Annotated in this window: 13 protein-coding genes; 4 read left to right on the top strand and 9 right to left on the bottom strand. The window is 66.4% G+C overall.

All coding sequences use genetic code 11. The annotated features are described in order from the left end of the window. Positions 1–93 precede the first annotated feature (93 nt). Both J6595_RS05930 and J6595_RS05925 read right to left on the bottom strand, forming a co-directional pair. A complete protein-coding gene (locus tag J6595_RS05930; protein WP_209593826.1) occupies positions 94–714 on the bottom strand; it encodes a flavin reductase family protein in 621 nt (206 codons plus the stop codon). A gap of 2 nt (positions 715–716) precedes the next feature. After that, positions 717–1301: a nitroreductase family protein gene (locus J6595_RS05925; protein WP_209593534.1), complete on the bottom strand. Its 585-nt coding sequence runs from the start codon at positions 1299–1301 to the stop codon at positions 717–719. A 225-nt stretch (positions 1302–1526) separates the two neighbouring features. Here J6595_RS05925 and J6595_RS05920 point away from each other — a divergent pair, with 225 nt between their 5' ends. Next, positions 1527–2702, top strand: coding sequence for a hypothetical protein (locus J6595_RS05920; protein ID WP_245197655.1), 1176 nt, complete (start codon positions 1527–1529; stop codon positions 2700–2702). 16 nt (positions 2703–2718) lie between these two features. On the opposite strand, the gene J6595_RS05915 is transcribed toward J6595_RS05920, so the two are convergent. The 5 genes from J6595_RS05915 to J6595_RS05895 all read right to left on the bottom strand — a co-directional run bounded on the left by J6595_RS05915 (position 2719) and on the right by J6595_RS05895 (position 8295). Beyond that, positions 2719–3495, bottom strand: coding sequence for an SDR family NAD(P)-dependent oxidoreductase (locus J6595_RS05915; protein ID WP_209593533.1), 777 nt, complete (start codon positions 3493–3495; stop codon positions 2719–2721). A 270-nt stretch (positions 3496–3765) separates the two neighbouring features. After that, on the bottom strand, positions 3766–4614 hold the full coding sequence (locus J6595_RS05910) for a PCC domain-containing protein (RefSeq protein WP_209593532.1): 849 nt from the start codon (positions 4612–4614) through the stop codon (positions 3766–3768). Positions 4615–4616: 2 nt separating this feature from the next. Continuing rightward, positions 4617–6251, bottom strand: coding sequence for an acyl-CoA synthetase (locus tag J6595_RS05905; RefSeq protein WP_342453107.1), 1635 nt, complete (start codon positions 6249–6251; stop codon positions 4617–4619). Next, positions 6248–7420, bottom strand: a complete 1173-nt coding sequence (locus tag J6595_RS05900) for an acetyl-CoA acetyltransferase (RefSeq protein ID WP_209593531.1) — start codon at positions 7418–7420, stop codon at positions 6248–6250. Before J6595_RS05900 ends, J6595_RS05905 begins: the two co-directional genes overlap by 4 nt. Next, positions 7417–8295, bottom strand: coding sequence for an IclR family transcriptional regulator (locus J6595_RS05895; RefSeq protein ID WP_209593823.1), 879 nt, complete (start codon positions 8293–8295; stop codon positions 7417–7419). The genes J6595_RS05900 and J6595_RS05895 overlap by 4 nt, the downstream gene beginning before the upstream one ends. A gap of 206 nt (positions 8296–8501) precedes the next feature. Here J6595_RS05895 and J6595_RS05890 point away from each other — a divergent pair, with 206 nt between their 5' ends. The 3 genes from J6595_RS05890 (at position 8502) to J6595_RS05880 (ending at position 11472) form a co-directional block, all read left to right on the top strand. Beyond that, a complete protein-coding gene (locus J6595_RS05890) occupies positions 8502–9518 on the top strand; it encodes a DctP family TRAP transporter solute-binding subunit (protein ID WP_342453106.1) in 1017 nt (338 codons plus the stop codon). 122 nt (positions 9519–9640) lie between these two features. Then, entirely contained in the window at positions 9641–10132 is a 492-nt protein-coding gene (locus J6595_RS05885) for a TRAP transporter small permease (RefSeq protein WP_209593530.1), read from the top strand. Between the two features lie 2 nt (positions 10133–10134). Next, on the top strand, positions 10135–11472 hold the full coding sequence (locus J6595_RS05880; RefSeq protein ID WP_209593529.1) for a TRAP transporter large permease: 1338 nt from the start codon (positions 10135–10137) through the stop codon (positions 11470–11472). A gap of 139 nt (positions 11473–11611) precedes the next feature. Here J6595_RS05880 and J6595_RS05875 read toward each other — a convergent pair whose 3' ends face one another. After that, entirely contained in the window at positions 11612–12559 is a 948-nt protein-coding gene (locus tag J6595_RS05875; RefSeq protein ID WP_209593528.1) for a CobW family GTP-binding protein, read from the bottom strand. Continuing rightward, positions 12556–14082: an amidohydrolase family protein gene (locus J6595_RS05870; protein WP_209593527.1), complete on the bottom strand. Its 1527-nt coding sequence runs from the start codon at positions 14080–14082 to the stop codon at positions 12556–12558. The genes J6595_RS05875 and J6595_RS05870 overlap by 4 nt, the downstream gene beginning before the upstream one ends. Between the last annotated feature and the right edge of the window lie 8 nt (positions 14083–14090).

Below are 14090 nucleotides of genomic sequence, written 5' to 3'. Positions count from 1 at the left end.
TCGAATGGTCAGCGCCATGATCGGGGCAAAAGGTTTAGCTTTCGTTCACCATGTTCCTTGACGGAAAGAAAACCGTCAGCGTCACGACCGGATTCACACGTCCGATGCGTCGGGCATCCGCGGCCGGCGCATTTGAAAGACCTCGTCGCTGACCGAATAGTCGAGATAGCCGAGGCGGGCGAGCGGCGCGGCGAGCGCCATGTCGATCATCCCGTCCTTCAAGATCGCCTCGTCGATATGGATTGCCACCACCTGTCCGATGACGACCGTATTGTCCGAGACCGCGCCATCCAGCCCCTCGGGACGGAAAGAATGGGTGACCTTGCATTCGAGCGCCGCCGGGCTTTCGGCGACGCGCGGCGCGGCGACGATGCGGCACGGCGCCTCAGTGAGGCCGGAGACCGCAAATTCGCTGGTCCCGCGGGGCGCTTGCGCCGACGTCTTGTTGAGCTGGACGGCGAGATCGCGGGTAGCCAGATTGGCGACAAACTCGCCGCTCTCGATCGCGAAACTCGCCGTGTCCTTCATGCCGGCGGACGAGAACATGACGAGCTTGGGCCGATCACTGATCGCATTGAAGAAACTGTAGGGAGCAAGATTGACCGCGCCCTCCCGGCTTTTCGTCGAGATCCATCCGATCGGGCGCGGCGAGACGATCGCCTTGAACGGATCATGCGGCAGGCCGTGCGCGTTGTTGTCGGTCGTGTAGTACAGCATCACTCGCTCCCCGGCCCTTTCGCTTCCGAAACGATGGCCGAAAGCTCCGGCCTCGGGCGCTCGGATGGTGGCTCCGTCGGGGTTCCGATATGGACGAAGCCGATCACCTTTTCCTCTTCGGAAATGCCGAGAACTGCCTTGGCCTCCTCGTCATAGGCCACCCATTCGGTCACCCAGTTCGCTGCATATCCATGAGCATGCGCCGCATGGACGAGGTTCATCGCAGCTGCCGCGCCGGAGAGCTGCTGCTCCCACACCGGGATCTTCACATGCTCGCTCGCAGTGGAGACGACGCCGACGACGAGCGGGCTGCGGCTGAAGCGCTCGGCTTCGACCTTGTGCCGGTTCTCCGTCATCCGCTCGCCCTCGCGACCTGCGACGATCGAGGCCAGCCTCTCGCCGATCGCGCGCGCCGCCTCGCCGCGATAGAGGATGAAGCGCCATGGCGCGAGCTTGCCATGGTCGGGAACCCGGGCGGCGATCGTCAGGATGCGGTCGAGTTCCTCGCCGGACGGGGCGGGCGCCGCGAGCATCGGGATCGGGATCGAACGGCGCGTGGCCAGGAGTTCAGTGGCTTCGGTCAAGATAGGGTCTCCGTCAGTCTTGCCGCAGAGCTAGGCCCGATGCCTCGGCTTGGCAATCGCGAAGGACGATGAACGGGCCGTTCTGCCGTCTGTGCACAGGCACGATCACTGCCTTGAATTTGTCGAGGATTTGCGGTCAAGGATGATGGCATGGGGGAAATGCCAACGATCGCCGCGCGCGCGCGGGCTTGCAAGCTTGTCGATGCCGTCTTGAGAGCGGTCACGATGCGCAGAACCGCACCGTGCCTCGCGGCGGCCCTTCTTGCGGCCGTACTGACGGCGGTCCCCGCCACCCACCCGGCATTCGCGCAGCCAGCCGGCGGCGGCGGCGGTGGGGACCGCGGTGGCGGTGGCGGCTTCCTGGGTCTCGGTGACATTTTCGGTAGCGGCTCCGACCGGCCGGGGCCCTACGTCTCGCCCTCGGCAAGAGAGCTTTTGCCGGATGCCGGCGATGTCGGCGCACCGCCTTCGAGCCCGTTGCGGCATTTCGAGCCGATCGCCCTGCCGAAACTGCCCGGCAAGCCGCTCGCCCCGACGATCGACCTGCCCGGCCTTCCGGCCTATGCGCCGACAAACGGGCCGGACAAGAATTTCCTGCAGCGGCGGCAGACGCTTTCCCTTCGAGCGGTTCTGTCCGAAGGTGGTGCGCAGGTTCCCAACGGGCTCGTATGGCGGCTGTTCTCGGCCGTTCCACCGATCGACGGAAGCTCCTCGCTGATCGCCTCGTCGCAGAGTGCGACGCCCGATTTCGACGTGCCGCCCGGCACCTACATCCTGCATGTCGGCTTCGGACGGGCCGGCATCGTCAAGCGGATCGACTTTGCCGGGGTGAAGATCCAGGAGACCGTCGTTCTCGACGCCGGCGGCCTGAAGCTGAACGCCGTCGTCGGCGACGATGGCAAGCCCGCGGCATCGCGGCTGAGCTTCGACATCTACTCCGAGGACGAGAACGACGAGGTCGGCCGCAAGCTCGTCGCCAGCGACGTTCCCCCCGAAAAGGTTGTGCGGCTGAACGCCGGCTCCTACCAGGTCGTTTCCCACTACGGATCGGCAAACGCCGTCGTCAGGGCGGACATCCGCGTCGAGGCCGGCAAGATCACCGAGGCGACCCTTACCCAGAGGGCCGCGCTCCTGACGATGAAACTCGTGCGCGAGCACGGCGGCGAGGCAATTGCCGACACCGCCTGGACCATCACCACGGCCTCGGGCGATCTCGTGCGCCAGAGCGTCGGCGCCTTCACCACGATCGTCCTTGCCGAAGGCGACTACGTCATTGCCGCCAAGAATAGCGAGAAGATCTATCAGCGCCCCTTCTCGGTCGAGGCCGGCCACGATGCCGACGTCGAGGTCCTGACCTCCGACCTCGCCGCGACGAGCGACGCGTTCGGGACCGGGGACTGAGCCGGCGCGCCCTCCCTCAGTTGCCGCGCCGCAGGGTCGGCAGGCCGATGCCGGCCGCTTCGAAGCCGCCGTCGACGGCGAGCGTCTGGCCGGTCACATAGCTCGAGCGACTGGAGCACAGATAGTAGATGGCGTCGGCCAGTTCCTCCTCGAGACCGTAGCGTTCGAGCGGGATGGTGTCACGATAGTCGCGGCGGATCTCCGGGCTGTGGACGGCCTTCGCCATGGCGGTCTCCACCGGGCCGGGCGCGACGGCGTTGACCCGGATACCGAGCCCGGCAAGTTCCACCGCCTGCTGCTTGGTCAGATGCGCCAGTGCGGCCTTGGAGGTGCCGTAGGCGACGCGAAGGGTCGAGGCCCTCAGGCCGGAGATCGAGGTGATGTTGACGATCGCCCCGCCCCCGGTCTTCGCCATCACCGGCGCAGCGGCATTGGTCATCATGAACGGCCCGCCGAGATTGACAGCGAGCACCCGCTGCCATTCCTCGTTCGTCGTTTCCAGCAGCGGCTTGAACACCGCCGTGCCGGCATTGTTGACCAGCGCGTCGAGCCGCCCGAACCGCGCTTCCACCGCCGCCACCGTCCGCGTCGCGGCCTCGGGTTCGGAGACGTCGGCGCTGAGCGCCAGCGTATCCTCCGGCCGCTTCAGCGCCGTGACGGCCGCCTCCTGCGCCGGCCCATCGATGTCGAGCATGGCGACGAGCCAGCCTTCCGCCAGAAACCGCTTTGCGGTCGCAAGGCCGATGCCCCGCGCTGCGCCGGTGACGAGCACGACTTTCTTGATTTCCGTCATGGTTTCGTCCCTCCCTGTATGAGATTCCTCTGAACCGCTGCGGCAGCGGCTACCCCCCTCTGCCTGCCGGCATCTCCCCCTCAAGGGGGGAGATCGACGGCGTCCGCCGCCTTCGCTTCTCCTGAAACGCGAGTCACCGCTCGACCGTCGGGTCCGTGGGCGCCGCCCCCACAGCCGCCTGATCTCCCCCCTTGAGGGGGAGATGTCCGGCAGGACAGAGGGGGGTGCGCAGGGCGCGAGGCCGTCGGAGCAACAGCTCCCAATTATCCCTCACCTCTCCGGCACGATCACCAGCTCGAAGGTCACGCAGACCGGATTGTCGCCGCGCACCAGCACCCCCTCGAAGATCGCACCGTCCATGGCGACCACCGCAACGTCGAGGCGGGCGCGACCCTCCGCCAGACGCCCGTCGCGGATCAGGAGTTCCGAGGCGTAGGACTCCATTGCCGGGCCGCTTTCGAAGCGGGCGCCGTTGAGGCTGCCGATGCCGTGGATGCGGGCGGCGGTGATGCCTTGGTCTGCGCAGATGCTTTCGATGGCGAGGGCGACGTCCTGGTTCGGCCGCAGCGTCACCGCCAGCGCCCGGGCACTGCCATTGCCGGGCCGGCCGGCGGATTGCGCGGCGAACAGGCGAAAATTGGTCTCCTCGTCCTGCCTTGCCTCGAAGACGGCGCCGCACAGCCCGAAGCCTTTGACGCGGACGGGCTCGGCGGCAATGCTCTCGGCCGGCAGCATGTGGCCCATGGCGATCGGCTCGCCCTCGGCCTGCCACAGGCCATGGCAATGGACGAAGGGGGCGCCGTCGCGCCAACCGACGATGGCTCCCGCCTCGCGGACGGTGACGAAACCCTCCGGCGCATAAGTCTGCGAATACCAGGCGGCATGGCTCGGCCCGGGCGATCCGGCCGGCATGACATAGCGAAACGGATCGAGGGTCGCGCCGGCGATGGCGACATAGGCCGCGTCGCAGCCGGCGGCGATGACGCCCCTGCCGAGGCCGGCTTCCATCGTCTCGCCAGGTTCGACGGTGAAGTCGAGCGCCACCGCCTCGCCCCAGGCCCTGGCATGGCGGACGGGTGCGACGGGTCCCGGATGGCGGATCTCACGCAGCGCCGCCATCGTCACCCCACGGCCTCACCGGAGAGGAGGCCACGCTCTTCCAGCGCCTGGCGCACCAGCTTCTTGGTGATCTTGCCATAGGCCGACTTCGGCATCTCGTCGAAGAAGACGAAGCGTTTCGGCAGCTTGTAGCGGGCGATCTTCTCAGCGAGAAACGCGCCGATCTCCGCCTCCGTCACGGGCTCGCCGGGCACCGCCACCAGCACCGCGATGCCGACCTCGCCCCAGGCCTCGTCCGGCACGCCGACGACGGCGGCTTCGGAGATTTTCGGGTGGGCGAGGATCTTCTCCTCGATCTCGCGCGGATAGATGTTGGAACCGCCGGAAATGTACATGTCGGAGGCCCGGCCGGTGATGTAGAGATAGCCCGCCTCGTCCCGGTGGCCGAGATCGCCGGTGCGGAACCAGCCGTTGCGGAACGCCTTCGCATTGGCTTCCGGGTTGTCGTAATAGCCGGCAAAGACCGCCGGCCCGGTGACGCAGATCTCGCCGCTTGCCCCGAGCGGCAATTCGTTGCCGTCCTCGTCCTGGATCGCAATTTCGATCCCCGTGCGCTCGAAACCGCAGGTGCCGAGCCTTGCCACTTCGTCGTCGAGGCTGTGCTCGGCGCAGGGAAGAACCGTGATGTTGCCGGTCACCTCGCCGAGGCCGAAATACTGGACGATGACGGGGCCGAGCTTTTCCAGCGCCCGCTTCTGGTCCGCCCGGTACATCGGCGCGCCGGCATAGATGACGTGGCGCAGCGAGGAATGGTCGAAATCGTCCACGGCCGGATGCTCCACCAGCCGCTTCACGATGGTCGGCACGGTGAACATGTTGGTGATCTTCAGCCGCTCGACGAGGCGCCAGGCCTCGGCGACGTCGAAGCGCTCCGAGGGCATCAGGACGGTGGTCGCGCCGGCCGCGACCTGGGTGAGCTGGTGGACGCCGGCGCCGTGGGAGAGCGGCGCGACGACCAGCGAGGCGTCGTTTGGCCCGGTGCCGGGCATCAAGTCGTTGAGGTGGTTGACGGCGACGAAGGCCATCTGGCCGTGGGTCAGCACCGCCGCCTTCGGCCGTCCCGTGGTGCCGGAGGTGAAGAAGAACCAGCACGGGTCGTCACGATCGACCGGCGCGTTGGGCACCGTCTGGCCGAGATGGGCCGCGACCAGTTCGTCGTAATCCTCGCCGAAGGCCGCCTTGCCGATGGCGATGACGAAGTCCGGCGCACTGGCCGACGTCAGGCAGGCCTCGGCATGGGCAGGGAAGCCGGCGTTGCAGATAAGGCCCCGCGCGCCGCTGGCCGCGAGCAGGTAGGCGACCTCGCCCGGCGTCTGGCGGTAGTTCGTCGGCACATAGACCGCGCCGAGCCGGAAACAGGCGAACATCGCCTCGAACATCTGGTTGCAGTTCTGCGACTGGACGAGGATGCGGTCGCCTTTCGTCACGCCGAAGCGCTCCTTCAGCGCCGCCGCCATGGCGTCGATGCGGGCGTCGAACTCCCGCCAGCTCCATGTCCGCTCACCCCAGACGAGCGCAGGACGATCACCGAGCCGGCGGCTCGTCCGCGTGACGAGATGGGCGAGATTGGAGACGCGGGTCGATTGCGGCGCGACGCCTCCCTTCGGATCGTTCGCCGAGGACAGGCCTGCCGTCACTTCACTCGCTCCAGGATCGAAACGTAGTTGGCGACGGCCGCCCCGCCCATATTGAAGACCCCGGCGGTCTTGGCATCCTTGATCTGCATGTCACCGGCCTCGCCCATCAGCTGCATCGCCGCCATCACATGCATGGAGACGCCGGTGGCGCCGATCGGGTGGCCCTTGGACTTCAGCCCACCCGAGGGATTGACCGGCAGCTTGCCGTCCTTGCGGGTGATACCCTCGCGTATGACCTTGTAGCCCTCGCCGCGCTTCGCCAGCCCCATCGCCTCGTATTCGATCATCTCGGCGATGGTGAAGCAGTCGTGGGTCTCGACGAGATCGAGATCGTCCAGCGTCAGCCCCGCCTGTTCCAGCGCTTTCGCCCAGGCGATTTGGGCACCGGCGAATTCGGTCGGATCCCGCCGCGAGATGGCGAGGACGTCGTTGGCATGGTGGCGGGCCTTGAAGGCGATCGCCCGCTCGAGCGTCTCGGCGGTTTCCTCGTCGGCAAGAACGATCGCCGCCGCGCCGTCGGAGACCAGCGAACAGTCGGTGCGCCGTAAGGGGCCGGCGACATAGGGGTTCTTGTCGGAGACGGTGTTGCAGAAGTCGAAGCCGAAATCCTTGCGCATGTGGGCGTAGGGGTTGGCCATGCCGTTGGAATGGTTCTTCGCGGCGATCATCGCGAGTTCTTCCGACCGGTCGCCGAACTTCTGGAAATAGGTCTGGGCGATGCGGCCGAAGATGCCGGCAAAGCCGCCCTCGACCTCGGCTTCTTCCTCGCGGTAGCTCGCGCCGAGCAGGATGTCGCCGACCTCGACGGTGGGGATCGCCGTCATCTTCTCGGCGCCGACGACGACGGCGATGCGGCCTCTGCCCGATTCGATGAAGTCCATCGCCGTGTAGAGCGCCGCCGAGCCGGTGGCGCAGGCGTTTTCCATCCTGACCGCCGGCACCTGGCCGAGCCCCTCATGGGCCATCCCGACGAGGGCGCCCTGAAAGTCCTGCTTGGAAAAGCCGTTGTTCATGACGCCGACGAAGATGCCGTCGACATCCTTCGTCTCGATGCCGGCATGGACGATGGCGGGGCCGACGACCTCGCCCATCAGGGCCTGCGTCGAGGGCGCCTCGACCTTGCCGAAATGGCTGTGCGACCAGCCGACGATGCGTGCCTTGCTGCTCATGATCCGATACCTCCCATCAGAATGTCTTTTCCGGGCGCTTCGCGCCGTTCGCCGTCTGCCCTGCGGGCCGCATCGCCGGTCTGCCGGCCATCGGCAGATCCCTCAAAACGGCTGCGCAGGCGCGCTTCAACCCGGGCCGTCTCGGCAGCCAGAAGGCTTGCCAGTTCACGCTGGCGCCCCTCGCCCATGCGACTGTCGATGGCGGCGATGGACAAGGCGCCGGCCACCCGGCCGTCCGGATAGCGGACAGCCTTGCCGATCGCCCAGGAATTGGCCAGCACCCGCCCCGGATTGAGCGCGAAACCCTGCCGCCTCGCAAAGGCGATGTCGGAGGCGATCGCCTCCGGCGTATAGGCCGGAAAGTGTTCGGCGAGGGCCGCCGCATTGACGGCCAGCACCCGCGCGACCTCGTGATCGTTCAGCGCCGCCAGCATCGCCATGGCCCCGGCGCCGACGCCGAGCGGGTGGCGGTAGCCGGGCAGAAGCGCATGGGTGCGGATCGGAAAGGCGCCCTCCTCGCGGTGCAGGCAGACCGAATAGTCGCCCCGGCGGATGGAGGCGAAGCTGGTATCGCCGCTTTGTCTCGCGAGGGCGGCGAGGCTTTCCTGGGCGCAGTCGAGAAAGCCGAAGCGATTGGAGGCGAGAATGCCCAGCACATAGGCTTCCTCGCCGAGGAAATATCGCCGCGTGACGCCATCCTGCTCGACCAGCCGCGAGCGCATCAGAGCGAGGACGAGGCGCCGCGCCGTCGGCCGGTTGAGGCCGCTACCGTCGACGATGGCCGACAGGGTTGCGCCGTCCTCGCAATGGCGGCCGATCAAAGAGAGCAGCATCAGCGCCCGATCGACGCTTTGCGCTCCCCCTCCCTCCGACATGGCCTTCGACAGCGTATCCAACCCTCGACTCCGTCCAGATTGTGGACTTCAAATTCCAGATGTCATTGTCGGACAGGCGATAAGAACTTGCAAGTGCCTCACAGCAATGGCAACCTAGCCCTCATCGGCGGCATGCAGTGTCCATGATGTGGACCCCTTGGAGGAGGGAGATGCGGCCGGCAGACATCGACCCGGGAGGAATCAACGTGACATTCAAGCATCTGGCTGCCGCAGCAGCCCTCATCGCCGCATTCGCGACGACCACGATGACACCGGTGAACGCCGAGACGTTCCGCCTGTCCCACAACACCAACGACACGACGACCTGGCAGAAGGGCGCCGAGAAGTTCAACGAGCTGCTGAAAGAGCAATCGGGCGGCGAGATGGACGTCAGGATCTTCCCCAACGCCCAGCTCACCGGCGGCGACCAGATGAAGCAGGCCGAGATGGTCGGCCGCGGCGCGCTGGACTTCGTCGTCACCTCGGCGATCAACGTCACCCCGCTGGTGCCGGAAATGGCGGTGTTCTCGCTGCCCTATCTCTACAACGACTATGACGACGTCGATGCGACCACCGCTGGCAAGCCCGGCGAGCGCATGACCGAGATTCTGGCAAAGAAGGGCATCGTCGTCCTCGCCTGGGGCGAGAACGGCTTTCGCGAGGTCACCAACAACGTCCACCCGATCAAGACGCCGGCCGACATGAAGGGCCTGAAGATGCGCGTCGCCGGGCCGATGTATATCGACGTGATGAACGCGCTCGGCGCCAACCCGCAGCAGATGCAGTGGACCGAAACGTTCTCCGCCCTGCAGCAGGGCGTCGTTGATGGCCAGGAAAACCCGATCGGCGCGGTGATCATCCCGCAGCGCGTCTACGAGGTGCAGAAATACATCACGCCCTGGCACTATTCCTACGATCCGATCTTCATCGGCGTCTCGCAGAAGCGGTGGGATTCGTGGGACGACAAGACCAAGGCGATGGTGAAATCCGCTGCCGAGGAGGCGATGACCTATCAGAAGAAGATTACCCGAGAGGACACCGCCAAGGGAATCGACTTCCTGAAGGAAAAGGGCATGGAGGTCTACGAGCCGAGCGCCGAGGAGATCGACGCGTTCCGAAAGGCGACCAAGCCCGCATTCGACACCTGGGCAGAGAAGGTCGGACCGGATCTCGTCGCCTTGTTCCAGGACACGATCTCGGCCGGCTCGAAGCCCGCCAACTGACCTCGAGGGCGGCGGCGCCCAGATTGACGGCCCGCCGCCCTTCCCGTCTCGCCGCCCGGCAGATCGCCGCGACGATCCGGCCGGCTCTTTCGAGCTCATCTCCACCCAACCGAGAAGCCCCCATGCGTCATCTCCTCGACGAGGCGGAGAAGATCGTCTGCGCCGTGATCTTCCTCGGCATGACGGCGCTCGGCTTCACCAATGTCGTGGTGCGATACCTGACGAGCTATTCCTTCGCCGCGACCCAGGAGCTCCTGCTCGACGGCTTCCTGCTTCTGACCGTCTTCGGTGCGGCGATTGCAGCGCGGCGCGGCGAGCACCTCGCGGTGACGCTCTTCACCGACATGCTGCCGGCCGGCGGGCGTCGCATCGCCGTCGTCTTTTCAGGCGCCCTGTCGGTCCTGCTGCTCGTCCTGTCGGCCTGGTTCACCTGGCAGCTGGTTCAGGACCAGTATCAGAGCGGCGTCACCTCGTCGGGCATGCAGATCCCCGAATGGTACGTTTCGGTCGGCCTGCCGGTCGGCTTTCTGCTCATCGCTTTCCGGCTCGTCCAGACGGGCCTTGCCGCCTGGCGCCAGCCCGGCGGCGTCCCCGATGACGGCAAGGGGATCTGACGATGGTCGAACTCGATCCCGGCACCGCGATGGTGGTGGTGTTCTTCCTTCTCCTGTTCCTGCGCGTGCCGGTCGCCTTCGCGCTCGGCCTCTCCTCGCTCTATGCCATGTGGCAGATGGGCTTCGGCCTCGATCTCGTCGGCGATCTTCTGGCCAGCGGCATCGCCAAGTTCTCGCTTCTGGCGATCCCCTTCTTCATCCTCGCCGGCACCTTGATGGGCACGGTCGGCATCGCCGAACGGATGATCCGCTTCTTCCGCGTTCTCGTCGGGGCGCTGCCGGGGGGCATGGGCGTCGTCGGCACGGTCGTCTGCCTGTTCTGGGGCGCGGTGTCGGGCTCCGGCCCTGCGTCGGTGGCGGCGATCGGCCCGCTGATCATTCGCGGCATGGAGGAGGACGGCTATCCCAAGCCCTTCGCCGCCGCGCTCGTGTGCACGGGCGCGGCGCTGTCCATCGTCATTCCGCCCTCGATCGGTCTCGTGATCTACGGCGTCATCGCCGAAACCTCGATCGCCCAGCTCTTCATCGCGGCGATCATTCCCGGTCTCGTCATGGGCCTTTTGATGGTCGCGACACTGCCCTTCGCCGGCAAGGCGCGCCATGCGGCAATGACCACCGCCGCAGGGACGGGCGGCCTCGCGGCGCTTGCCCCACCCCCCTATGAGGGCATGGGCTACCTGCCGCGCCTCGGCCGCTCCTTCCTCGACGCCTTCTGGGGCCTGCTCACCCCCGTCGTCATTCTCGGCGGCATCTATGGCGGCGTCTTCACGCCGACCGAGGCGGCGATGGTCGCGACGGTCTACGCGCTCTTCGTCGGCCTGTTCATCTATCGCACGCTGACCTTTTCGACGCTCTATGGAGCGCTGGTGGAGGCAAGCGCCTCCTCCGCCGTCGTCATGCTGGTCGTCACCTTCGCCAGCCTGTTCGGCTGGGTGGTCACGGTGGACGATCTCGTCGGCAAATATTCCGGCGCCCTGCTGGCGCTCAGCGACAACCAGTGGGTCATCCTCGCCGTCATCATGCTGGTGGTGCTGATCGCCGGCATGTTCATGGACGCCATCACCATCATGTTCATCGCCTTGCCGATCTTCATGCCGGTGGTGCACCATCTCGGCTGGGATCCGGTCTGGTTCGGCGTCGCGCTGATGGTCAATCTGGCGATCGGCCTGTTCACGCCCCCCGTCGGGATCAACCTCTTCGTGGCGGCGAACATCACCCGCATGTCGCTGGAAAAGATCGCGCTGGGAGCCGTCCCATTCCTGATCACCAGTCTCATCGGACTTGCGATCATCGCGGCGTTTCCCGGACTTTCACACCTGCTTCTGGGCTGGATGCAGTAGACCGGCAAAGCAGCACTTCCGTCAGCGCGAAGGGCGTCTCGGTCTCGTTGGCGAGCGCTGCGATGACCATGACCAACTCCAGCCCCCTGCCCGTCCTTCATCTTTCGCGCCGTTTTTTATCTTTCGAAAGGACGGGACTTCAGGACCGCTTAGAGCCGCCTGCGCTCAGACTATCGAGAATGTGCCGTGTCTTCTCGGGATCGAAGCGCGTGCGTTCCCCGATCAGGACGAGGCTGCAACCGGCCTCGCCGGAATGATCCGCGGCCGGTGAGACGGAGGCGCGGCTTCCGACCATCTGGAACAGGAACCTGCGGCCCGGCTGCTCGTCAAATCGCAGGAAGCCCTTCGCCCGAACAAGGTCCGGGGCAAGCCGGCCGATCGCCGCCTGAAAGGCCGCCATCGTCACGGCCGATCGGCAGCGCCATTCAAAGGTCTCGAAGCGGAAGGCGCGTGTCGCGGGCGAAGGGGCGGCAGGCGGATCGCGCTGACGATCGGCAAAGGGCGCGAGCAGGACGTCCAGCGGCAGGCCTTCCCGGTCCGGATCGAAGATCAGACGCTTCGTCTGCAAAGCCAGCGCGGCGCGCAGGTCGGAAATGGCCGCGGCTTCCAGCCGGCTCGTCTTTGCGAGAAACACGAAATCCGCTGCGCCCAGCTGGGCGAGCCAAAGCTCGTCGGCCAACCGCTCCGGACCATCAGACACGTCCTCGGCATCGACGACGCACAGGACCGAATCGAGATTGGCGCTCTGCCAGATGACCGGATCGAGCAGCGCCTCGACGATGCCGCGCGGATCGGCGACACCGCTCGCCTCGATGACGATCGCATCCGGCTGCGGTTTGCGTGTCAGGACCGTCTTCAGCGTGCGCAGGAGATCGCCCTGCAGCGAACAGCAGATGCAGCCGTTCTTCAGTCCGATGACCTCGTCATTCGCCTCGGCAAGGATCTCCGCATCGATGTTGATCGAGCCAAAGTCGTTGACGATCGCAGCGATGCGGCGGCCATGCCCGGCTTGCAGGAGCGCGTTGATCAGCGTCGTCTTTCCGGCACCGAGAAACCCGGTGACCAGAATGATCGGAACGCCGCTCACCGCGGCTCGCGCCGCACCGGCCGCCCGGGTGCGGCCTCGCGATCGAGCGTCCCGTCAGCGATCACGCTCCGGCCGTTCACCAGCAGATGGACGACGCCCTCGGACGTGCGGTTCATCGCCTCGAAGGTCGCCTTGTCCGTCACCGTCTCGGGATCGAAGACGACGATGTCGGCGTCGCAGCCGGGTTTCAGCCGGGCCTTCCTGCTCATCTGCGGCGCGCATCCCTCGATGACCCGCGCCGGAATCAGCGTGCATTTGGCGATCGCCTCCATCAGGGAAACGGCGCCGCGCTCGCGCACATATTGCCGAAGGAACCGCGTGAAGGTCCCCGAGGATCGCGGATGGGAGGACACCTCTTCGGGAAGCGGCCATTCCTCCCCGAAATAGAGCGATCCGTCCGGCAGGGTCCAGGGAACGGCATCCGAGGCGATCGCCCCGCCGGGGTAGGTTATCGACACGTCCAGAAGCTCGCGGTGGCGGTCGTTCGCCTCGACATCGAGGAAGTGCCAAAGCACCAGATCGGACGGGTCCTTCTCCCGCGCCGTCACCAGATCGTCGACATCCGTGAAGCGGTGGCCATTGCGCACCAGCTGGATATCGTCATAGCCGGTTCCGGTGCGCCTGATGAATTCGGGATCGGTGAAGAACCCGGCGCCGACGACCGTCGAGCCGGTACCATACGGATAGGCCTCGACCGTCACGGGCAGGCCTTGCGCCTGCGCCCGCTGGAGGATCTCGGCGGCGCGCTCGATGTCCTGAAGGCTGGTGGAATTGAGGTGGCACACATGCATGTGCGCGCCCGTTGCGCCGGCGAGCCCGATCAGCCGCACATAGGATTCGACCGCGCTCTTCGGATCGATGTTCGAGGCATAGGGAATGTGGGTGTAGGTCGGACAGCCGGTCTCATAGGCCTGATCGCAGATCCGGGTCAGTTCCTTCAGCCCCGCCCCCGGCGCGTAGCCATTGGGAATGCCGATGCCGATGGCGCCTTCGTCGAGACCCTGACGGACCAGCGCGACGATCTCCTCGACCTCGCGGTCCCCGGCGGTCTCGACCGACCAGCGCATGTCGTGCGAGCCGGCGCCCATGAAGGCGATGGAGGATTGGCTGGCGTCGAGATCGAGGCCGATCATCACCGCCTTGCGGGCGAACAGCCAGGCCGCCGCCGTTCCGTAGTTCAGGACACGGCCCATGCGGGCATGGACGTCGTACCACTCGCCCACCGGCAGGGCGCCGACTTCGAGCTCCAGCGTCGTGGTGACGCCGTCGAAGGCCTGCATGCGGTCGGCCGGCACGGATTGGCCATGAGCATGGAGATCGACGAAGCCCGGCGCGACGACGAGGCCCCTGGCTTCGATGACCCTTTCGGCGGGACCGAGATCGGCCCCCACCGCCGCGATCGCGTCGCCGCGGATCGCGACGTCGGCGATCTCGTCCCGGCCGCTTTCGGGATCGATGACCCGGCCACCGCGGATCACGATGTCGAACAGGCCGCCGCCGGTCTCTTCTCGGTTCGATGCCATGCTGATCC

It is taken from the genome of Jiella mangrovi (assembly GCF_017815135.1).
In the GTDB taxonomy this organism is placed as follows: domain Bacteria; phylum Pseudomonadota; class Alphaproteobacteria; order Rhizobiales; family Rhizobiaceae; genus Jiella; species Jiella mangrovi.
The sequence above is the reverse complement of the archived record's forward strand: the minus strand, read 5'-3'. Positions and strand labels throughout refer to the sequence as shown.

Excerpts from the sequence above, each read along its gene's own strand:
- J6595_RS05920 (WP_245197655.1), top strand. The coding sequence starts at position 1,527 with ATGCGCAGAACCGCACCGTGCCTCGCGGCGGCCCTTCTTGCGGCCGTA.
- J6595_RS05915 (WP_209593533.1), bottom strand. The coding sequence starts at position 3,495 with ATGACGGAAATCAAGAAAGTCGTGCTCGTCACCGGCGCAGCGCGGGGC.
- J6595_RS05910 (WP_209593532.1), bottom strand. The coding sequence starts at position 4,614 with ATGGCGGCGCTGCGTGAGATCCGCCATCCGGGACCCGTCGCACCCGTC.
- J6595_RS05900 (WP_209593531.1), bottom strand. The coding sequence starts at position 7,420 with ATGAGCAGCAAGGCACGCATCGTCGGCTGGTCGCACAGCCATTTCGGC.
- J6595_RS05895 (WP_209593823.1), bottom strand. The coding sequence starts at position 8,295 with ATGTCGGAGGGAGGGGGAGCGCAAAGCGTCGATCGGGCGCTGATGCTG.
- J6595_RS05885 (WP_209593530.1), top strand. The coding sequence starts at position 9,641 with ATGCGTCATCTCCTCGACGAGGCGGAGAAGATCGTCTGCGCCGTGATC.
- J6595_RS05880 (WP_209593529.1), top strand. The coding sequence starts at position 10,135 with ATGGTCGAACTCGATCCCGGCACCGCGATGGTGGTGGTGTTCTTCCTT.
- J6595_RS05870 (WP_209593527.1), bottom strand. The coding sequence starts at position 14,082 with ATGGCATCGAACCGAGAAGAGACCGGCGGCGGCCTGTTCGACATCGTG.